This is a genomic window from Frondihabitans sp. PhB161 (assembly GCF_003814635.1).
GTDB lineage: Bacteria > Actinomycetota > Actinomycetes > Actinomycetales > Microbacteriaceae > Frondihabitans.
The window spans coordinates 1-19,582 of sequence record NZ_RKQW01000006.1 but is presented as its reverse complement, the minus strand read 5'-3'; the positions used below and the strand labels follow the sequence as shown (position 1 = coordinate 19,582).

General features: G+C 68.0%; 17 protein-coding genes. 10 read left to right on the top strand and 7 right to left on the bottom strand.

Translation table 11 applies throughout. The features are described from left to right. Position 1: 1 nt before the first annotated feature. Both cysS and rlmB read left to right on the top strand, forming a co-directional pair. Positions 2–1,420, top strand: coding sequence for a cysteine--tRNA ligase (cysS, locus tag EDF39_RS17135; protein ID WP_123945082.1), 1,419 nt, complete (start codon positions 2–4; stop codon positions 1,418–1,420). Then, positions 1,417–2,463 (top strand): 23S rRNA (guanosine(2251)-2'-O)-methyltransferase RlmB, encoded by a 1,047-nt coding sequence (gene rlmB, locus EDF39_RS17130; RefSeq protein ID WP_123945080.1) that lies wholly within the window; start codon positions 1,417–1,419, stop codon positions 2,461–2,463. The genes cysS and rlmB overlap by 4 nt, the downstream gene beginning before the upstream one ends. A gap of 138 nt (positions 2,464–2,601) precedes the next feature. On the opposite strand, the gene EDF39_RS17125 is transcribed toward rlmB, so the two are convergent. Both EDF39_RS17125 and EDF39_RS17120 read right to left on the bottom strand, forming a co-directional pair. Further along, positions 2,602–3,891, bottom strand: coding sequence for a DUF4032 domain-containing protein (locus EDF39_RS17125; protein WP_123945078.1), 1,290 nt, complete (start codon positions 3,889–3,891; stop codon positions 2,602–2,604). Between the two features lie 113 nt (positions 3,892–4,004). Then, the gene (locus EDF39_RS17120; protein WP_055965316.1) at positions 4,005–5,105 is read right to left on the bottom strand and encodes an ABC transporter ATP-binding protein; all 1,101 of its coding nucleotides are present in this window, start codon (positions 5,103–5,105) and stop codon (positions 4,005–4,007) included. A 204-nt stretch (positions 5,106–5,309) separates the two neighbouring features. On the opposite strand from EDF39_RS17120, the gene EDF39_RS17115 reads away from it, so the two are divergent. Then, complete coding sequence (locus EDF39_RS17115) at positions 5,310–6,341, top strand: thioredoxin domain-containing protein (protein WP_123945076.1); 1,032 nt, start codon at positions 5,310–5,312, stop codon at positions 6,339–6,341. Positions 6,342–6,344: 3 nt separating this feature from the next. Here EDF39_RS17115 and EDF39_RS17110 read toward each other — a convergent pair whose 3' ends face one another. Next, a complete protein-coding gene (locus EDF39_RS17110) occupies positions 6,345–6,851 on the bottom strand; it encodes a metallophosphoesterase (protein WP_199726248.1) in 507 nt (168 codons plus the stop codon). Between the two features lie 59 nt (positions 6,852–6,910). Here EDF39_RS17110 and EDF39_RS17105 point away from each other — a divergent pair, with 59 nt between their 5' ends. After that, positions 6,911–8,071 carry an AI-2E family transporter gene (locus tag EDF39_RS17105; RefSeq protein ID WP_370275207.1) on the top strand — a complete coding sequence of 387 codons (1,161 nt, stop codon included), beginning with the start codon at positions 6,911–6,913 and terminating at the stop codon, positions 8,069–8,071. Between the two features lie 53 nt (positions 8,072–8,124). On the opposite strand, the gene EDF39_RS17100 is transcribed toward EDF39_RS17105, so the two are convergent. The 3 genes from EDF39_RS17100 to EDF39_RS17090 all read right to left on the bottom strand — a co-directional run bounded on the left by EDF39_RS17100 (position 8,125) and on the right by EDF39_RS17090 (position 10,627). Beyond that, positions 8,125–9,177, bottom strand: a complete 1,053-nt coding sequence (locus EDF39_RS17100) for an NAD(P)-dependent alcohol dehydrogenase (RefSeq protein ID WP_055965327.1) — start codon at positions 9,175–9,177, stop codon at positions 8,125–8,127. Between the two features lie 107 nt (positions 9,178–9,284). Next, complete coding sequence (locus EDF39_RS17095; protein ID WP_123945070.1) at positions 9,285–10,226, bottom strand: ROK family protein; 942 nt, start codon at positions 10,224–10,226, stop codon at positions 9,285–9,287. A gap of 20 nt (positions 10,227–10,246) precedes the next feature. Beyond that, the gene (locus EDF39_RS17090) at positions 10,247–10,627 is read right to left on the bottom strand and encodes a DUF5997 family protein (RefSeq protein WP_055965508.1); all 381 of its coding nucleotides are present in this window, start codon (positions 10,625–10,627) and stop codon (positions 10,247–10,249) included. Positions 10,628–10,758: 131 nt separating this feature from the next. Between EDF39_RS17090 and EDF39_RS17085 the strand changes: the two genes are divergently transcribed. From EDF39_RS17085 to EDF39_RS17075, 3 genes are all read left to right on the top strand, one after another. Further along, positions 10,759–11,466, top strand: a complete 708-nt coding sequence (locus tag EDF39_RS17085; protein ID WP_123945068.1) for a LysR substrate-binding domain-containing protein — start codon at positions 10,759–10,761, stop codon at positions 11,464–11,466. Between the two features lie 113 nt (positions 11,467–11,579). Continuing rightward, positions 11,580–12,359, top strand: a complete 780-nt coding sequence (locus EDF39_RS17080) for an SDR family oxidoreductase (protein WP_055965333.1) — start codon at positions 11,580–11,582, stop codon at positions 12,357–12,359. 34 nt (positions 12,360–12,393) lie between these two features. Then, complete coding sequence (locus EDF39_RS17075; RefSeq protein WP_055965335.1) at positions 12,394–12,597, top strand: DUF2945 domain-containing protein; 204 nt, start codon at positions 12,394–12,396, stop codon at positions 12,595–12,597. Here the strand turns inward: EDF39_RS17075 and EDF39_RS17070 are convergent. Beyond that, positions 12,584–13,822, bottom strand: a complete 1,239-nt coding sequence (locus tag EDF39_RS17070) for an MFS transporter (RefSeq protein WP_123945066.1) — start codon at positions 13,820–13,822, stop codon at positions 12,584–12,586. The two genes, EDF39_RS17075 and EDF39_RS17070, sit on opposite strands and share 14 nt — an antisense overlap. A 106-nt stretch (positions 13,823–13,928) precedes the next feature. On the opposite strand from EDF39_RS17070, the gene EDF39_RS17065 reads away from it, so the two are divergent. From EDF39_RS17065 to EDF39_RS17055, 3 genes are all read left to right on the top strand, one after another. Next, complete coding sequence (locus EDF39_RS17065) at positions 13,929–14,558, top strand: TetR/AcrR family transcriptional regulator (RefSeq protein WP_158613258.1); 630 nt, start codon at positions 13,929–13,931, stop codon at positions 14,556–14,558. A 201-nt stretch (positions 14,559–14,759) separates the two neighbouring features. Beyond that, on the top strand, positions 14,760–18,248 hold the full coding sequence (locus EDF39_RS17060) for a proline dehydrogenase family protein (RefSeq protein ID WP_370275206.1): 3,489 nt from the start codon (positions 14,760–14,762) through the stop codon (positions 18,246–18,248). Positions 18,249–18,293: 45 nt separating this feature from the next. Further along, on the top strand, positions 18,294–19,064 hold the full coding sequence (locus EDF39_RS17055; protein ID WP_055965347.1) for a fumarylacetoacetate hydrolase family protein: 771 nt from the start codon (positions 18,294–18,296) through the stop codon (positions 19,062–19,064). Positions 19,065–19,582: the final 518 nt, after the last annotated feature.

The window sequence follows — 19,582 nt, the reverse complement described above, 5'->3', positions numbered from 1 at the left end:
GGTGACCATTCGCCTCTACGACTCCCGAACGCAGTCGGTCGTCGACTTCGTCCCGCTCGTCGACGGCAAAGTCGGTCTCTACGTCTGTGGTCCGACCGTTCAGTCGTCGCCGCACATCGGCCACCTCCGCTCCGCGCTGGTCTACGACCTCTGGCGTCGCTGGTTCGCTTACCGCGGCCTCGACGTGACCCTGGTGCGGAACGTCACCGACATCGACGACAAGATCCTCGCCCTCGCGTCCGACACGACCGAGGAGTGGTGGGCACGGGCCTACCGGTACGAGCTCGAATTCACCGCGGGCTACAACGCGCTCGGCATCCTCGCGCCGACCTACGAGCCACGGGCCACCGCGAGTGTGACCGAGATGCAGGCGATCGTCAGCCGGCTCATCGAGCGGGGCCACGCGTACCCGGCCCCCGACGAGTCGGGCGACGTCTACTTCGACACGGCGTCCTGGCCCACGTACGGCGCCCTGACCAACCAGAAGCTCGACGACATGGCCTCGGCCACCGACGCCGACCCGCGCGGCAAGCGCGACCCCCGAGACTTCGCCCTCTGGAAGGGCAGCAAGGCGGGCGAGCCCGAGTCGGCCAGCTGGGTGTCGCCGTGGGGTGCCGGGCGACCGGGGTGGCACATCGAGTGCTCCGCGATGTCGCGCCGCTACCTCGGGCCCGAGTTCGACATCCACGGTGGCGGGCTCGACCTCCGCTTTCCGCACCACGAGAACGAGCTGGCCCAGTCGACGGCCGCCGGCGACGGCTTCGCGCGGCATTGGCTGCACAACGGGCTCGTCAACGTCGAGGGTCAGAAGATGTCGAAGTCGCTCGGCAACTCCATCTTCGCCTCCGAGTTCCTTGCACTGGCACGCCCCATCGTCGTGCGGTACTTCCTCGGTGCCGCCCACTACCGCTCGACGATCGACTACCACGAGGGTGCGCTCGACGAGGCGGAAGCCGCTCTCGACCGCATCGAGGTGTTCCTCGGCCGCGCGGGTCGTCGCCTGGCAGGCACCCGGTTCGCCGGGGTCGGCGCCCGCGTCGTGCCGGCGGCCTTCGCCGAGGCGATGGACGACGACCTCAACGTGCCGCAGGCGCTCGCCGTGCTGCACGACACGGTGCGCCGGGGCAACGCCGCGCTCGACGACGACGACCTCGACGCGGCCGCCCGCGAGTGGCAGCACGTTCTGGCCATGGTCACCGTGCTCGGCATCGACCCGCTCGCCTCCGAGTGGAGCGGCAGTGGCGACGGCGCCGCTCAGGTGGCGCTCGGCACTCTCGTCGAGAAGCTGATCGAAGCGCGTCAGAGCGCTCGCGCCTCCAAAGATTTCACGAACGCCGACCGCATCCGAGCCGACCTGGCCGCTGCGGGCATCACCATCGAAGACAGCCTGACCGGATCGCATTGGAGCCTGGAACAGTGAAGAACACTCAAGGAGAACGAAAGGGTCGCCCTGGGGCGGTCCGCCAGGGCGGTAAGGGCAAGCAGGTCGGATCGGGAGGGCAGGGTCGCCAGGCCCTCGAGGGCAAGAAGCCCACGCCTCGCGCCGAGGATCGTCCGTACCACCCCGCCGGCAAGCGGAAGGCTGCTCAGGATCGACTCGTCGCAGCCAAGGGCCGCGCCGGAAGCTCGGCCGAGCGCCCCATCCGCACTGCCCGCACGGCTCCCGACCGCACGGCACCGCCCCGCGGCAAGAAGCAGGCCGACGACAACGAGATCGTGACCGGCCGCAACTCGGTGCTCGAGGCTCTTCGCGCCCGGATCCCCGCCACGACGCTCTACATCGCTGCCCGTCTCGAGATGGACGACCGCGTCAAAGAGGTCCTGACCCTCGCCACGCGCCGCGGGATCCCCGTCCTCGAGGTCATGCGCCCCGAGCTCGACCGCCTCACCGGCCCCGACTCGGTGCACCAGGGGCTCGCGCTCAAGGTGCCGCCGTACGAGTACGCGCACCCGATGGAGCTCCTCGACCAGGCTGAGCGCCGCGGTCAGAAGCCACTGTTCGTCGCTCTCGACGGCATCACCGACCCTCGCAACCTCGGGGCGATCATCCGCTCCGTCGCCGCGTTCGGCGGCCAGGCCGTCATCGTCCCGCAGCGTCGCAGCGTCGGCGTGACCGCGTCGGCGTGGAAGACCTCCGCCGGTGCCGCGTCGCGTGTGCCGGTCGCGATGGCCGCCAACCTCACCCAGACGCTCAAGGCCTTCAAAGACCGTGGCGTCTTCGTGCTCGGCCTCGACGGTGGCGGAGACGTGCAGCTGCCGGGGCTCGATCTCGCCGACCAGCCGCTCGTGATCGTCGTCGGCAGCGAGGGCAAAGGTCTCTCGCGCATCGTCACCGAGGCCTGCGATGCGATCGTGTCGGTGCCGATCACGGCCTCGACCGAGAGCCTCAACGCCGGTATCGCCGCGAGCGTGACGCTGTACGAGATCTCGAAGCTGCGCGCCGAGCGCAAGAACCAGAAGTAGCCCCGCCGCGCGCCTGCACCCGCTCGAGCGGCACAGACCCGCACGATCGGCACAGACCCGCACGGTCGGCACAGACCCTCGCCCTAGGAGAGGTGTCTACGCCGACCGTGCGGGTCTAGTCGTCGGTGAAGCAGTGCTTCACACCTTCGAGCGCCAGTCCTCGTCGTCGTCTTCGTCGGCCTGGATGGCCACGGGCAGAGTGATCGCTCCGGTCGGCGGCGCGATGACCATCTGCTCGTCGCGACGGTGCCGCAGCACCTCGTTGATGTACGACGTCAGCGCCTCGGCGATGGGCACGTCGCGGTTCTCCGCCTGCGATTGATACCAGCGGTGCTCCAGCAGCTGGTGAAAGACCTCGGCGGGCTCGAGTCGGCCACGCAGGTCGCGGGGGATCGAGCGGATCACGGGCTCGAACACGCGGGCCGCCCACTCGTGCGCGACCATCTCTTCGTCGAGCTCCGAGCGGTCGTTCTTCGACCGGTAGGCGTCGAGGTCGTTGAGCAGCCGACGAGCCTGGTTCTCTTGGGCGTCGAGCCCCGTGAGTCGCAGGAGCCGCCGCGAGTGGTGGCCGGCGTCGACGACCTTGGGCTGGATCTTGACCTGTGTTCCGCCCTCGGTCGTCTTGATCGCGAGTTCTTCGATGTCGAAGCCGAGGTCGTTGAGGCGTTCGACGCGGTCGTTGATGCGCCAGCGTTCCGAATCGGAGAAGGTCTCGGTGCCCGTCAACTCTTTCCAGAGGCTGCGGTACTTCGCGACGATCCCGGCCGAGACCTCGACGGCATCGAGGTCTTCGTCAAGGCGGTCTCCAGCCTCGAGGTCGAGGAGCTCGCCGGCGATGTTGACGCGGGCCACTTCGAGGTCGTTCTCGCGCTGGCCGTTCGAGAGGCCGCCCGGGTAGAGCTTGCCGGTCTCAGCATCGACGAGGTAGGCGGCGAAGGCGCCGGCGTCTCGCCGGAACAGTGTGTTCGACAGCGAGACGTCACCCCAGTAGAAGCCGATGATGTGCAGGCGCACGAGCAGTAGAGCCAGCGCGTCGACGAGCCGCGCGGCGGTGTCGGGTCGCAGTCGCTGCGAGTAGAGGGCGCGGTACGGCAGTGAGAACTTGAGGTGGCGCGTGACCAGCACCGGGTTCAGCTCGTTGCCGTCGTCGTCGTGGCGGTTCGTGATGACGGCGAGCGGGTCGACGCAGGGGATGTCCATCCGCTGCAGTGTTCGCAGCATCTCGTATTCGCCCCGGGCCATCTCGCCCGACGTCTCTTTGATGGCGATCACGTATCCGCTGAGGTAGGCGAACCGCACCAAGTGTCGCGAGATCCCCTTCGGCAGCGTGGCGATCGAGTCTTCCGGCCACACGTCGAGGGGCAGGTTCCACGGCAGGTCGAGCAGGGCGGGGTCGGCCGTCGCCGAGGTGATGTTGAGGGAGGTCACGGGTTTCCGTTCGGAGGGGAGCGCAGGATCCGGGCAGTCGTCAGACGAGAACAGCCCGCCCGGCCCCTCGATCGTGATCGGGGTGGCACGGGCGGGCCGTCTCTGGGGTGTGACTAAGCAGACACCACGGCCTTGTCGCCGAGGCGGAGGCCCGACTCGGTGTCGAAGACGTGCAGGTGGTGCGCCTGCGGCGTGATGAACACGGTGTCTCCGGCGGAGGCGTGCGTACGGCCGTCGACGCGAGCGACGATGTCGGCGCGCTGGCCGTTGACGTCGGCGTGACCGTAGAGGTAGCCGTCGGCGCCGAGCTCTTCGACGACGTCGACTGCGACCTTGAGGCCCTCGCCCGAGGTGCTGACGACGACGTCTTCGGGGCGGACTCCGACGGTGACGCTCTTCGAGGTGGCCTGCGAGAGGATGTCGCGCTCGATCGAGGCGACGCTCGACCCGAACTGCACTCCGCCGTCGACGACGTCGGCGGGGAGGAGGTTCATGGCGGGGGAGCCGATGAAGCCGGCGACGAACACGTTGTCGGGCTTCTCGTACAGGTCGCGGGGGGTTCCGACCTGCTGCAGCACGCCGTCTTTCAGCACGGCGATGCGATCGCCCATGGTGAGGGCCTCGGTCTGGTCGTGCGTGACGTAGACCGTGGTGACGCCGAGACGGCGCTGGAGCGAGGCGATCTGCGTGCGGGTCTGGACGCGGAGCTTAGCGTCGAGGTTCGACAGCGGCTCGTCCATGAGGAACACCTGGGGCTGACGGACGATCGCACGGCCCATGGCGACGCGCTGACGCTGACCACCCGAGAGGGCCTTCGGCTTTCGGCTGAGGTAGGGCTCGAGGTCGAGCAGCTTGGCGGCTTCGAGCACGCGGGTGGCGCGCTCTTCTTTGCCGACGCCGGCGATCTTGAGCGCGAAGCCCATGTTCTCGGCGACGGTCATGTGCGGGTAGAGCGCGTAGTTCTGGAACACCATCGCGATGTCGCGGTCTTTCGGCGGAACGTCGGTGACGTTGCGGTCGCCGATGAGGATGTCGCCCGAGTTGACCTCTTCGAGGCCGGCGAGCATGCGCAGGGTGGTCGACTTACCGCAACCGGACGGGCCGACCAGCACAAGGAATTCGCCGTCGGCGACCTCGAGGTCGATGCCGTCGACCGCGGGGCGGGTCGAACCGGGGTAGAGACGGGTTGCCTTGCTGAACGTCACAGACGCCATGATGTTTCTCCTTCACCGGCAGGTACGTGCCGGACGATCCGTAGTGAATGGATGACAGTCAGTCGAGGCGATCCTCGCTGACGGCCTCGCTCATTATGGCATTCCGAACCGTCCAGTACACCCCCCGCTTGGGGGTAGAACAATTCGAGGGCATTCACCCGCGTGGACTTTGCTCCGGAAAAGCTTCTACGCTGGTCCGAGATCATGACTGACAACGAACCGGGCCAGACGCCGGAAAACCGCCGGGGCGAGAGTTCTTCCGCCCGAAATCATCGACGCACGGCGGCTCGCCAGAAGGCGCAGCTCGCCCGCCGTAAGCAGAAGGCACGGGCTCGCCGTGGGCGGTGGGCGATCATCGCCGGTGTGGCCGTCGTCATCATCGCTCTCGTGGTCGGTGCCACCATCGCGATCCGCGGCTCGGTTCCCGAGGCCGGAAAGACCCCGGCGAACATGGTCGGCGACGGGATCCTAATCGGCAAGGGCTTCAAGGCCGTGTCCGGCGAGGCGACTCCCCAGTCGTCGTCTTCCGGCTCGTCTACTCCGCAGTCGCCGTCGTCCGCGACCTCGACGTCGACGCCCACGTCGACCGCCCCCGCCGCCGATACCGTCACCATCTCGATCTATCTCGACTACCTGTGCCCCGTGTGCGGCGAATTCGAGAAGTCGAACAACGACTACATCAAGGGCCTGGTCGAATCGGGCGCGGCGACGGTCGAATATCACCCGATCGCCATCCTGACGAACATGTCGCTGGGGTCGAAGTACTCCCAGCGCGCCGCCGCTGCGGCAGCCTGCGTCGCCAACTACTCGCCCGACGCCTACTTCGACTTCAATACGGCCATGTTCGACCGGCAACCCGACGAGCAGACCACGGGGCTCTCGAACGCCCAGCTGATCTCGTTGATCAAGGGCGTCAGCGGAATCACCAACACGAGCCAGATCTCGAAGTGCGTGAACGATCAGACGTACGCCTCCTGGGCTGTCTCAGCCACCCAGCGGGCGCTCGCCGGGCCGCTCGACGGCACCGCAGTACCGAAGATCACGTCCACGCCGACGGTGCTCGTCAACGGGCAGCAGTATCAGAACATCTCGCCCTTCACCCCCGAAGACTTCAGCAACTTCGTGGTGACCGCGGCGGGCAACAGCTACACCGACACGGCCACGTCGTCGCCGTCGCCGTCGCCCACACCCTCGCCGACTCCCACGAAGACCTCCACACCCTCGAAGAAGAAGTAGCACTCAGGCGGTCGGAAGCCGGTGCAGCTCCACGTCGCGGATCACCCCGGCGTCGAGCACGAGTGTGAGATAGGTGCGGTAGGGCTGGCGGCGGCGATCGGTCGGCGATCCCGGGTTCAGGATCCGCAGCCCGCCGTCCGAGGTCGAATCCCACGGAATGTGGCTGTGCCCGAAGATCACGAGGTCGGCGTCTCCGAACTGGGCGTCGAGTCGCGTCTCGCGTCCGACCTTGCTCCCCGTCTCGTGCACGACGGCGAGGCGGACTCCCTCGATCTCGGTGCGCGCCACGAGCGGCAGGCGGTCGTCGAACTCGGGCCCGTCGTTGTTGCCGCGGACCGCGATCAGGGTGGACGCGCGATCCTCGAATTCGTCCAGTAGAGGTAGGCGGTTCCAGTCGCCCGCGTGCACCACGACGTCGGCGCGGTCGATCTCGGCCCAGACCTCGTCGGGAAGCGCTTTCGCCCGCTGGGGCACATGGGTATCCGAAACAAGAATGAGACGCGTTGGCACGCGCCCAGAATACGGCCGACGGGTACGGTGGTGTGACCGACGACGAAAGCAGAAGACCAGTGGGCCTTTTCCGCCGCAAGACCTCATCGCCAGCCATGACGGAGGCTCCCGACAAAATTCGGGCCCTCACCTGGTCGGCGCAGAGGAACATCTGGTCTGACGCTTTCGGGCGGCTCGCGACCCGGTGCCTCCAGATCATCCTCGTCATCATCGTGGCCACCGGCCTCGTCTTCGCGATGACCCAGTTGAGCCTGGTCGTCATCCCGGTCGTACTCGCCCTGATCGTCGCGTCGGCGATCTACCCGTTGCTTGAGCTGATGAGGCGGCACGGCGTCCCGTCGATCCTCGCGACCTGGATCGCGTTGGTCGCCATCATCGTCATTCTCGGCCTCGTGGTGTGGCTCATCGTCAACGCCGTTCAGAATCAGGTCGACGACCTCGCCAAGCAGGCCACCGCCGGTATTCGGCAGCTACAGGACTTCGCCAAAGACGGCCCCTTCCACATCACCGACGACCAGATCCAGAAGGGGCTCGACTCGGCCGTCGACTTCGTTAAGAGCGCGTCGTTCGCGAGCGGCGCGTTCGCCGGCGTCTCGGCCGCGGGCAGTTTCGTCACCGGCCTGGCCCTCTTCGTCGTGGTGCTGTTCTTCTTCATGAAAGACGGCCCCAAGATCTGGGCCTTCATGGAGCGCCCCTTCACCGGCGAGCAGTTCGAGCGTGCGCAGCGCATCGGCGAGAAGACGGTGTCGACGTTCGGCGGGTACATCCGCGGCACAGCGACCGTGGCCCTCGTCGACTCCGTCGGCATCGGCATCGGGCTGTTCGCCCTCGGGGTGCCCCTCGCGCTTCCGCTCTCGGTGATCGTGTTCCTGTCGGCCTTCGTGCCCCTGGTCGGAGCGACGGTCGCCGGGATCCTTGCCGCCCTGGTCGCTCTCGTGGCTAACGGTCTCGTGCCGGCGATCATCGTCGTCATCATCGTGATCGTGGTCAACCAGCTCGAGGGGAACTTCCTGCAGCCGGTCGTCATGGCGCGCTCCCTGTCACTGCACCCTCTGGTCGTGCTCATCGCGCTGACCGCCGGCACCATCGTCGGCGGCATCATCGGCGCCGTCCTCGCCGTGCCGATCGCTGCGGTCGCCTGGGGCATCGTCACAATCTGGAACGGCCCCGACCGGCCCGCCGAGTTCGCCCGGCAGAAGCGGCTCGAACCGAAGATGTAGCTCGCACCGAGCACGAAAGAACCCCCGGCCGATCGGCCGGGGGTTCTTGCGAACTAGATCGTGGCGGTGTCGATCACGAAGCGGTAGCGCACCTTCGAGGCGACGACGCGCTCGTAGGCCTCGTCGATCGTGGTCGTGTCGGAGGCGTCGAGCACCTCGATCTCGGCGCCGATGTGGTGCTCGGCGCAGAAGTCGAGCATCTCCTGGGTCTCGCGGATGCCGCCGATGTTCGACCCGGCAAGGCTGCGACGGCCCATGATCAGCGATCCGGCGCCGAACGACTGCGGGTTCTCGGGCAGGCCCACGAACACCATGGTGCCGTTGAGGCGAAGGGTGCGAGCGTAGGCGTCGATGTCCATGTCGGCCGAGATCGTGTTGATGATCAGGTCGAACGACGAGCGCAGGTCGGTGAAGGTCGACGGGTCGCTCGAGGCGTAATAGTGGTCGGCGCCGAGCTTGAGGCCGTCTTCCTGCTTCGAGAGCGTCTGGCTGATGACGGTGACCTCGGCGCCCAGGGCGTGAGCGATCTTGACGGCCATGTGGCCGAGCCCGCCCATTCCGACGACGGCGACCTTCTTGCCGGGGCCGGCACCCCAGTGCTTCAGCGGCGAGTAGGTGGTGATGCCGGCGCAGAGCAGGGGGGCGGCCTCGTCGAGCGAGATGCCCTCGGGAATGGAGAGCACGTAGTTCTCGTCGGCGACGATCTGCTTGCTGTATCCGCCGTAGGTGTCTTCGCCCGAGTACTGGCGGCCGTTGTAAGTGGGAACGTTGCCCTTGACGCAGAACTGCTCTTCACCGGCGAGGCAGTTCTCGCACTCGCGGCAGGAGTCGACGAAGCAGCCGATGCCGACGCGGTCGCCGACCTTGTGCTTGGTGACGGCGTCGCCGACGGAGGTGACGATTCCGGCGATCTCGTGGCCGGGAACCATGGGGAAGATGGCCTTGCCCCACTCCTCGCGCGCCTGGTGGATGTCGGAGTGGCAGATGCCGGCGAAGGCGATGTCGATCTGGACGTCGTTCGGGCCGACATCGCGAAGCTGAATGGTGGAGCGCTCGAACGGGGCGCCCGCGGTGGGCGTGACGAGAGCGGAAACGGTGGTGGACAAAGAAAGTACCTCCGGGCAGACGAAACGGCCGGACGAAGAACCGCCGGCCGTCATTGGTGTTGCTTAAGCCTAGACCCGCACCCGTCGTCTGTTCTCAGTGAGCGGAATCAGCCGAGCAGATGCATCTGGTGCACGAGCGCCGCCGCACCGATGAGCGGGCTTTCGTCGGAGAGGCCCGACTTGACCACCCGGATCCTCGTCGCGTACGAGTTGTACGCCGCCTCGTCGATCACCGCGCGCACCAGGTCGAGGTAGTCCGGGCTGACCCGCGAGAATCCGCCGCCGATGGCGACGACGTCGAGGTCGAGCAGGGTCGTGACCGCCGTGATCGCCTCACCGAGGGCTGTCGCCGATCGGCGCACCGCCGACACCGCGACCGCATCGCCCGCGGCATAGCCGGCGGCGAGATCTTCGCCGCGCTCGCCGGTGAAGCCCTGCTCCTGCGCCCAGCGGACGGTGTGCGGCCCGGAGGCGAGCACCTCGAGCGTCACCGACTCGCTGGTCTCGCCGGGCGTGCGGGTAGCGATCTGCACCTGGCCGATGTGGCCGGCGTTGCCGGTGCCACCCGACAGCAGGCGGCCGTTCACGATCAGGCCGCCGCCGACCCCGGTCGAGACGGTGATGGCGAGAGCGTTGTCGACGCCCTGGGTCGCGCCGACCCAGTGCTCGGCGAGGGCGAGGCTCACCCCGTCGAGGCGCAGTGTGATCGGCACCGCATCGCCGAGCGACGAGGCGACGAGGCCCGCGACGAGCTCGCGAATCGGGAACTCGCGCCAGGCGGGCAGGTTGATGGGCGAGACGGTGCCGTGGGGCAGGTCGACCGGGCCGGCGCTGCCGATCCCGATGCCGAGCACTGTCGCGTCTGCCGGGAGTGCGGCGAGGGCGTGCGCGACGACCTCCGAAACGGCGGTCGCGAGTTCTTCCGAGGTCGACCCGTGGCCGGTCGGTCGCCTGTCCCGACTTCCGGGCAGCAGGACGCCCTCGGAATCGACCAGCGCGGACTCGACCTTGGTGCCGCCGATGTCGACGGCCAGCGCAAATTCACTCACGGCGTCATGCTAGCGGCGGGTCAGGCCTCCTCGGCAGCCGCCCGCTTCGCAGCCTTGTCGGCGTTCTGCTGTTTCACACGGATCTCTTCGTCACGCACGAGGGCCAGGTTGTAACGCTCGGAGGAGAGCCACGGCGGCATCTCGACGAGCAGGGCCTGGATCTCGTCGGAGGTCAGGGCGTCGTCGATGCCGGCACGGGCGAGGCCCGAGATTGTGATGCCGAGCTTGCGCGCCACCTCGGGGCGGGGGTGCGGGCCGTTCTGGCGGAGGTCGACCAGCCACTCGGGCGGGTTCGACTGCAGCTCGACCAGCTGCTCCCGGGTCACCGGGTTGTCTTGGAACTCCTGGGGGGTCGCCGGCAGGTAGATGCCGAGCTTCTTCGCGGCCGTGAAGGCCTTCATGTTCTGGTCGGGGCGCGACTTCTTGGTCTGACGCGTGTCGGGGGCGTCCGGCTGATCGCTGATCTCGTTGCTCATGTGCGTAAGGGTAGCCGTCCGGCATCAATCCCCGGGTGTCGGCTACTCTCGGGCCTGTGTCCTCCCTCCGTATCGCGTTCGTGCCCGGCGTCACCCTGGGCAAGTGGACCCGCATCTGGGAGGAGCGCTTTTCCGACGATCCGCTGACGTTGATCCCGTCAGAAACCGAGGATCCGACTGCTCACCTTCGCGACGACACCGCCGACATGGTCTTCGCTCGCCTTCCGGTCGAGGCTGACGGCCTGCATACGATTCCGCTCTACGACGAGACCCCCTACGTCGTGCTGCCGAAGGAGCACGCGCTCGCCGACGGCGCGAGCGTAGCGCTCGACGAGCTCGAGGGTGAGACACGCTTCGACCTCGATCCGGCCCTCGATCTCGCCGGTGCGGTCGAGGTCGTGGCGACGGGCGCCGGTGTCGCCGTGATGCCCCAGTCGCTCGCGCGTCTCCACTCCCGGAAGGGCGTGGTCGGCCGTCGAGTCGTCGGCCTCCCCGAGACCACCATCGCTCTCCTCTGGCCGGTCGGCGATCAGACCGACGAGGTCGAGGCGTTCATCGGCATCGTCCGGGGCCGCACGGCCAACAGTTCGCGCGACCAGGAGCAGGCGCCGGCCCAGCGCCCGACCGCCAAGGCGAAGGCGAAAGTGGCGGAGGCCGCGAAGGCCGCGCGCGATGCGAAGGCCGCGAGGACCAAGGGCGCCAAAGGCATCGTCCGGCAGCCCCGCCGTGCCGCTCCCGGCCGCACCCGCGGCAAGCGCAACTAGGTCTCCCCTCTACTCCCGGGCGGTGAGTGTCCAGCATCTGCTGATGTCGAGGCCGTCGGACTAGCCGATCGTGGACAATCACCTCACCTGATCGCCAGTGGGAAGATGACGGCATGACACCGTCGTCGCAGCAAGTCCAGTCGTCGCAGCCCAAGGCCGCCCTCCTCACGGGTGTCGGCCGTCGCGAGGGGATCGCCGCCGCCATCGCGCTGGCGCTCGCCGCGGACGGCTGGGATCTCGCGCTCGTGACCTGGACGCCGTACGACCGGCGCATGACGTGGGGGGAGCGGCCGGACGACCTCGCGCGTCTGGTCGATGACGTCGAAGCCCTCGGCCGGCGCGTGGTCGTACTGGAAGCCGATCTGTCGGATCCTGACGTCGCCCTCCAGCTCGTCACCAGGGCAGCCGACGCACTCGGCCCGGTGTCGGGCCTCGTGCTCTCGCACTCCGAAAGCGTCGACTCCGGCATTCTCGACACGACGGTCGAGGCGTTCGACCGGCACTACGACGTCAACGTCCGCGCCGCCTGGTTGCTGATCAAGGGTCTCGCCGAGCAGATTCCCGAGAGTGGTGGCCGCATCGTCGCGCTAACGAGCGACCACGTCGTCGACAACATGCCGTACGGCTCGAGCAAGGGTGCCCTCGACCGGATCGTGATAGCGGCCGCCCGAGAGCTCGGCCACCTCGGCATCTCGTCGAACGCCCTTAACCCGGGCCCGGTCGACACCGGCTGGATGAGCGACGAGGTCCGCGAGACCCTGACGGCCATGCAGCCGACGGGGCGGCTCGGCCTCCCCGGTGATGTCGCCAACATCGTGCGATTTCTGCTGGGTCCGGAGGGCGGCTGGGTGTCTGGCCAGCTGATCGTGAGCAACGGCGGTTTCAACGTCTGAGGGGTACCGTCGAAGCCCCGACGAAGGAGCAGTCATGGCATTTAGCAAGGGCGACAAGATCACCTGGAACACCCCGCAGGGCGAGACCCACGGCGAGGTGGTCGACAAGCGCGTTAAAGAGTTCGAGTTCGACGGCCAGAAGTTCAAGGCCTCCTCCGACGAGCCGTACTACATCGTGAAGTCCGAGAAGTCGGGCTCCGAGGCCGCCCACAAAGAATCGGCGCTCACGAAGAAGTAGGTCGGTCGAGGTCGCGGACCCTCCGGCTCGCGGCGACCAGTCCGGCGGCGACCAGCACAAGCGCACCGAGAGCGCTCAGCGTCAGGGGAGCGCCGAACCGGTCGACGGCCGGCCCCACCGCCAGTTCGCCGAGCGGCATGCCGGCGAGTGAGGCAAGGGTCAGGCCGGCGTAGACCCGGGCCAGGTAGCTCCGCGGCACCTGCAGCTGAATCGTTACGTCGAGCGGGATCGTGAAGATCTCGAGGCCGACACTCGCGGCGAAGAGCGCCACGCTCAGCCAGAAGAACCAGTGCAACGGGTCGATCACCATCGGTCGCACGCTCAGGATCAGCGCGAGCACCCCGAGCGGCAGCGCCATTGCGGCGATCCCGACCGTCGCCGTGGCCAGTCGGAGCCGCCCACGGAGGCGCCCCGCCACAATCGCCCCGACGATCAGCCCCAGTGTCTGCACGGCCCCGGCGAAGCCCCACAGCGTCCGGCCGAACGAGTCGTCGGCCGCGAACGGACCGATCACCTGCACGCCGCCGGCGAAGGCGAACTGGGCGACGAACGACAGCGCGAGAGTGGCGCGGAGCCACGGCGACCTGGCGACGAACCGGATTCCCGCTCCGAGGTCGGCGGCGAACGAGCCACCGCGCACCGAGCCGATCGTGTCGCGGGGCAGGCCCGCGAAAGCCGCTATCGCGGCGGTGAACACCAAGGATCCGACGGCGAGCGCGATCTCCGGAGAGAACGCTCCGACCACACCCCCTCCGAGTGCAGTGCCTCCGACGAGCCCGAGGTTCATGCCCACCCGGTTCAGCACGGTCGCGTCCCTGACGTCGCCTTCGGGCACCGTGTCTCTCAGCACCGCGTTCGTCGCCGGGGCGAAGAACGCCGATCCGGCGCCGCCGAGTGCCGCGGCCGCCGCGACGAGAGGAAGCGTCGCCGTCCCGGTGGCGAGGAGCAGGGCCACGGTGGCGAGCGACGCCGCCGAGAGAACCGACGCCGCCACCGCGACCGACCATTTCGGAAGGCGGTCGGCGAGGGCGCCGCCGAAGAGCACCAGGGCGACGTTCGGCACGGATCTGCTGGCGATGACGAGCCCGAGCCCGGTGGGGCCGGCACCGAGGTCGATGGCAGCGAAGACGAGCGCGACCGGTCCGAGCCCGGCTCCCACCCACGAGAGCAGCCGACCGAGCCAGAGTGCCCGGAACGCCGGGACGCGGAGCAACGACCAGTTCATGGTCGGAGAGGCCGGAAGCACCTCGCCGGGTCGGTCCCGAGGCTCACGGGCCGAGCCTACTCACGCAAGCCCCCGAGGCGCGCCGCTGTCCCGTATCGTCGGGGTCGTGACCTCCGAGACGACGACCGGCCGGCGTGGCAGCTACGCCAAGGGGGTCGCCAAGCGCGAGGCTATTCTCGACGCAGCTCTTCCCGTGTTCGGCCAGAGCGGTTTCCACGGGGCCTCCCTTCGAGAGATCGCGCGCCAGTGCGGCGTCTCCCATCAGTCGCTCCAGCATTATTTCGCGACCAAGGAAGACCTGCTCCTCGCCGTGCTCCGACGCCGCGACGAACGGCTGCGGAGACACTTCGACGATGCGTCCGGTATGAGGCTCGGCGAACTCCTCGATCTCGCGGAGTACAACGTCGAGGTTCCCGGCGTGATCCAGCTCTTCAACACGGCCTCCGCCGAGTCGACCAGCCCCGAGCATCCGGCGCACGACTACTACGCCGACTTCTACGAGCAGATCGTCGAGTCGACGAGCCGGTATCTCGCGGTCGCCGAGCGCCGTGGTCTCCTGGCACCCGGATTCACCGCCGAGACGGCCGCCCGGGTGGTTCTCGCCGTGCAGGACGGCCTGCAGTTGCAGTGGCTCTACGACCGCGATGCCGTCCGGGTGGCCGAGGCGATGCGGCTCGTGATCGCCACGATCGTGACGGTGCCGCTCGCAGAACTGGACGAGCTCAGCAAGAGCTAGATCGCGCCCGGCAGAGGTCGGCGGGTGTTCTTAAGAGTGGGCGGGTGCTGCAGCACCCGCCCACCCCTAACGACACCCGCCGACTCGGCCCGACGGCCCGACGGTCTGCACGCACGCGCACGTGAGCACGCCAGCAGCGACTTTGTAAACAGCACGTTTCGACCCTTGCGACACCGTGATCGCGCGACCTATTCTTGCCGCGTGGCAAACATTGACTCGGCCGAGCGCCCTGCACCTGCAAACGCACCGGCAAACGCACCCGCCTCCACCGTCAGCGCAGCTATCCCGCCCGAGCTCGGCGCCGAAGCCGTCGCTCTCGCCCACCGCTGGGTGCACGAGTCGAGCAGCGCACCCGGCACCAAGTCGGCCGAGCTTCTCGCCGAGGTGCTCAAAGACGAGTCCGGCCTAGCCTTCACGATCGGCTTCGTCGACCGGGTCGTCCGCCCCGAAGACCTCTCGGTGGCCGCGCGAAACCTCAAGGCGCTCGCCGCGGGCGTCCCGGCGTTCCTGCCCTGGTACATGCGTGCGGCCGTGCGCGTCGGCGGCGCCCTCGCTCCGACCTTTCCGAAGATCGTCGTTCCGGTCGCCCGTCGCGTCCTCCGCTCGATGGTCGGCCACCTCATCGCCGACTCGCGGCCCGTCCAGCTCGGGCGAGCGATCGCCGCTCTCAAGAAAGACGGCACCCGCCTCAACCTCAACCTCCTCGGCGAGGCCGTCCTTGGCGACGGTGAGGCAGACCACCGCCTGGCCGGCACGCGCGCCCTGCTCGAGCGGCCCGACGTCGACTACGTGTCGATCAAGGTCTCGTCGATCGTCAGTCAGCTCTCGATGTGGGCCTTCGACGAGACCGTCGACCGCGTCGTCACGAAGCTCACTCCGCTGTACGAGATCGCGGCTAAGTCGCCGACGCCCAAATTCATCAACCTCGACATGGAGGAGTACCGCGACCTCGACCTCACCCTCGCCGTCTTCATGCGCGTGCTCGACCAGCCGCAGTTGACTGGGCTCGAGGCCGGAATCGTGCTGCAGACCTACCTGCCCGATGCGCTCGGGGCCATGCAACGCCTGAGCGAATGGGCCACCCGTCGTGTCGACGCCGGTGGCGCCGCGGTCAAGGTCCGCGTGGTCAAGGGGGCCAACCTCGCGATGGAGCACGTCGACTCGGCCGTGCACGACTGGCCTCTCGCGACCTACGACACCAAGCAAGACAGCGACACCAACTACAAACGAGTTCTCTCCTGGGCGATGACACCCGAGCGCACTCGCGCCATCCGGCTCGGAGTCGCCGGCCACAACCTCTTCGACATCGCCTTCGCCCACCTCCTGTCGAAACAGCGCGGGGTCGAGGGCCGCGTCGAGTTCGAGATGCTGCTCGGAATGGCCGAGGGGCAGGCGGAGCTCATCAAGCAGGATGTCGGCGGGCTTTTGCTCTACACACCCGTCGTCCACCCGCGCGAGTTCGACGTCGCGATCAGCTACCTCATCCGCCGTCTCGAAGAGAACGCCTCGCACGACAACTTCATGTCGGCCGTCTTCGAGCTCGCGACCAGCGATGCCCTCTTCGACCGCGAGAAGCAGCGCTTCCTATCGTCACTGGCCGAGGTGACGCCCGAGACTCCCGCGGCGCATCGCGTGCAGTCCAGGCCGACCGACGTGCTGGCACCCCGCACCGACGGATTCGAGAACGAACCCGATACCGACCCGGCGCTGGCTGACAACCGAGACTGGGGGCGCAGGATCCTGCAGTCCGTCCCCGACTCCACCCTCGGAGTGGCAACCATCACCGCTGCCGGGGTCACCGACTCCGCCGTGCTCGAGGGCATCGTGCAGTCCGCGGTCGCCGCCGCCCCCTCGTGGGCAGCACTCGGCGGAGCTGGGCGCGGGGCCGTGCTCCGCCGTGCCGCCGTCGAGTTGGGCCGACGCCGGGCGCAGTTCATCGAGGTGGCTGCCTCCGAGACCGGCAAGACCATAGCCGAGGGCGACGTCGAGGTCTCCGAGGCCATCGACTTCGCGAACTACTACGCCTCGCTCGCCGAGGAGCTCGACGCCGTCGACGGCGCGGTCTACACGGCGCCCACCCTCGTCGTCGTCACTCCGCCGTGGAACTTCCCAGTTGCGATCCCGACCGGTTCGACCGTCGCGGGCCTCGCCGCCGGAGCCTCCGTGATCCTCAAGCCGGCCGGGCAGGCCAAGCGGTGCGGTGCTGTGCTCGCCGAAGCCCTCTGGGCGGCGGGTGTGCCGAGCGAGGTGCTCCGACTCGTCGACGTCGAGGAGGGCGAGCTGGGTCGCCAGCTCGTCTCGCACCCCGCCGTCGACCGCGTGATCCTCACCGGCGCCTTCGAGACCGCCGAGCTCTTCCGCTCGTGGCGCGAAGACCTGCCCCTGCTCGCCGAGACCAGCGGCAAGAACGCGATCATCGTCACGCCGAGTGCCGACCTCGATCTCGCCGCCTCCGACGTCATCAAGTCGGCCTTCGGTCACGCCGGGCAGAAGTGCTCGGCCGCCAGCCTCGTCATCCTCGTGGGCTCGGTTGGCACGTCGGAGCGCTTCCGTCGCCAGCTCGTCGACGCCGCGTCCAGCATGCGCGTCGGACTACCCTCCGACCCCACCACGCAGATGGGTCCGATCATCGAGCCCGCCGCAGGCAAGCTCCTCGGTGCGCTCACGACGCTCGCGCCGGGGGAGTCCTGGCTCGTCGAGCCGAAGCGCCTCGACGACACGGGTCGTCTCTGGTCGCCGGGCATCCGCGCCGGAGTCGCGCCCGGCAGCCACTTCCACCGCACGGAGTTCTTCGGCCCGGTCCTCGGCATCATGACGGCCCGCACCCTCGACGAGGCGATCGAGCTGCAGAACGCGACCGACTTCGGGCTCACCGCGGGTCTGCACACCCTTGACCGCACAGAGCTGGGCACCTGGCTCGACCGGGTCGAGGCGGGCAACCTCTACGTCAACCGGGGGATCACCGGAGCGATCGTCCGCCGTCAGCCGTTCGGCGGCTGGAAGCGCTCGGCAGTCGGAGCCGGTGGCAAAGCCGGGGGCCCGAACTATCTCGTGCACCTCGGATCCTGGACCCCGGCCCCGCTTGCCGAGCAGCCGGCGACGCCCCTCTCGGCCCCGGTCGAGCGATTCGTCGAAGCGGTCGAGAAGGCCGAAGGATCCCACGGGTCACTTCGGGCCGCCGCATCCGCCGACGAGCGCGCCTGGTCGGCCACCTTCGGCGCGGCCGTCGACGTCTCGCAAGTGGGCCTCGAGCGCAACGTCTTCCGCTATCGCCCGCTGCCGGTCGTGGTGCGCCTCGCCGAGGGCGGCTCAGTGCGCGATCTGGCGAGGGTCGTCGCTGCGGGGCTTCGCGCGGGCTCGGCGATGACCATCAGCTCGGCGCTTCCGCTTCCGCCTGCCGCGGTCACCGCGCTCGGCACGGTCTCGTTCGTCCGTGCCACCGACGCGGCGTTCCACGACACGGCCGCGCGGGGCGAGCTCGGCGCAGCCCGTGTCCGCCTCATCGGCCCGGCCGACGCATCGGGGCGTCTCGCAGTCGCTCTGCACGGCGACCCGGCAGTTGCGGTCTTCGCCCAGCCCGTCACTCCTTCCGCTCGTCTCGAGCTGCTGCCGTTCCTTCGCGAGCAGGCTGTGACGATCACGGCCCACCGCTTCGGCAACCCCGACGCCTGGAGCGACGGCGTCATCTGATCGAGGGCCCAGGCCCGGAGCGGGGCGAGCAAGTAGGCTCGCACCGTGAAGATCGCACGTTTTGCCAGCCCAGGAGAAGACCCTCGATTCGGCGTCGTCGACGGTGAAGACCTCGTCGTCCTCGCCGGAGACCCGATGTACGCGGGGTACGAGACCACGGGGGAGCGCGTTCCGCTCCGCACGACGAAGATCCTCGCGCCGGTCATCCCGCGCTCCAAGGTGGTGGGCATCGGCCTGAACTACTACGACCACGCGGACGAGATGGGTCAAGAGGCGCCGGAGTTCCCGATCGTCTTCCTCAAGCCGAACACGACGGTGGTCGGCCCCGGCGATCCCATTCAGATCCCGCCCGTCGAAGGGGAGATCCACCTCGAGGGCGAGCTCGCCATCGTCATCGGTGCCATCGCCAAGCGCGTGAAGGCCGAAGACTATGCCGACGTCGTCTTCGGCTACACGATCGCCAACGACGTCACCGCCCGTGGTGTGCAAGAGACCGACGGCCAGTGGACTCGCGCCAAGAGCTACGACACGTTCTGCCCGATCGGCCCGTACATCGAGACGGAACTCGACTGGACCGACCTCAAGATCCAGTCGCGAGTCGACGGCGAAGTCCTGCAGCGCGAGACGACGCAGCAGATGATTCACAAGATCCCCGAGCTCATCGCGTACGTGAGCGACATCTTCACGCTGCTTCCGGGTGACATCATCCTCACCGGAACCCCGGCCGGAGTCGGCCCGTTCACCGAGGGGCAGACCGTCGAGATCAGCATCGAAGGCCTCGGCTCGCTGATCAACCCCGCCAAGGCTCGCGCCTAACCACCTTTGAGGCCCGAGAAACCAAGGATCCGACGGGGTGCGTCATTCGCGACACGCCCGGGATGCGCGCGAGATTTGGCCCCTCGGCCATCCACACGTATTGTTTTCTCTTGTCAGGCCAAAGGAACGAAACGGGCCGGGAGCGAAAGCCCCGGTACGGACTTCCTCAAGTGCTGACATCCTCCCCCCCCCCAAATTGATTCGTTCAGAATCTGGCTCGCTTGCGAGTCCGCAGGGATGTGGTTAGGATTGCAAAGCTCCATCCGGCAAGCATCGCTTGCAAGCGCTTCCTAGCGAAGCGAAGTCTAATCAACCGGGTTATGAACACGGTTTGACAGGGCCCGAACGGACGGATAAGGTTTCAAAGTTGCCTCCGACGAGGTTCGAACAGTACTGACTTAGGTCAGGTTCGGGCGGGTTCGGGGTGCGTTTGGTCCTTGAGAACTCAACAGCGTGCACATTGTCAAATGCCAAATTATACCTCGGCATTCAGTGGATCTATGCCTTCGGTGTAGTGG

Bases quoted from the DNA above. Each gene is read 5' to 3' on its own strand.
- EDF39_RS17120 (WP_055965316.1), bottom strand. From the start codon at position 5,105: ATGGCGTCTGTGACGTTCAGCAAGGCAACCCGTCTCTACCCCGGTTCG.
- EDF39_RS17115 (WP_123945076.1), top strand. From the start codon at position 5,310: ATGACTGACAACGAACCGGGCCAGACGCCGGAAAACCGCCGGGGCGAG.
- EDF39_RS17090 (WP_055965508.1), bottom strand. From the start codon at position 10,627: ATGAAGGCCTTCACGGCCGCGAAGAAGCTCGGCATCTACCTGCCGGCG.
- EDF39_RS17080 (WP_055965333.1), top strand. From the start codon at position 11,580: ATGACACCGTCGTCGCAGCAAGTCCAGTCGTCGCAGCCCAAGGCCGCC.
- EDF39_RS17075 (WP_055965335.1), top strand. From the start codon at position 12,394: ATGGCATTTAGCAAGGGCGACAAGATCACCTGGAACACCCCGCAGGGC.
- EDF39_RS17070 (WP_123945066.1), bottom strand. From the start codon at position 13,822: ATGAACTGGTCGTTGCTCCGCGTCCCGGCGTTCCGGGCACTCTGGCTC.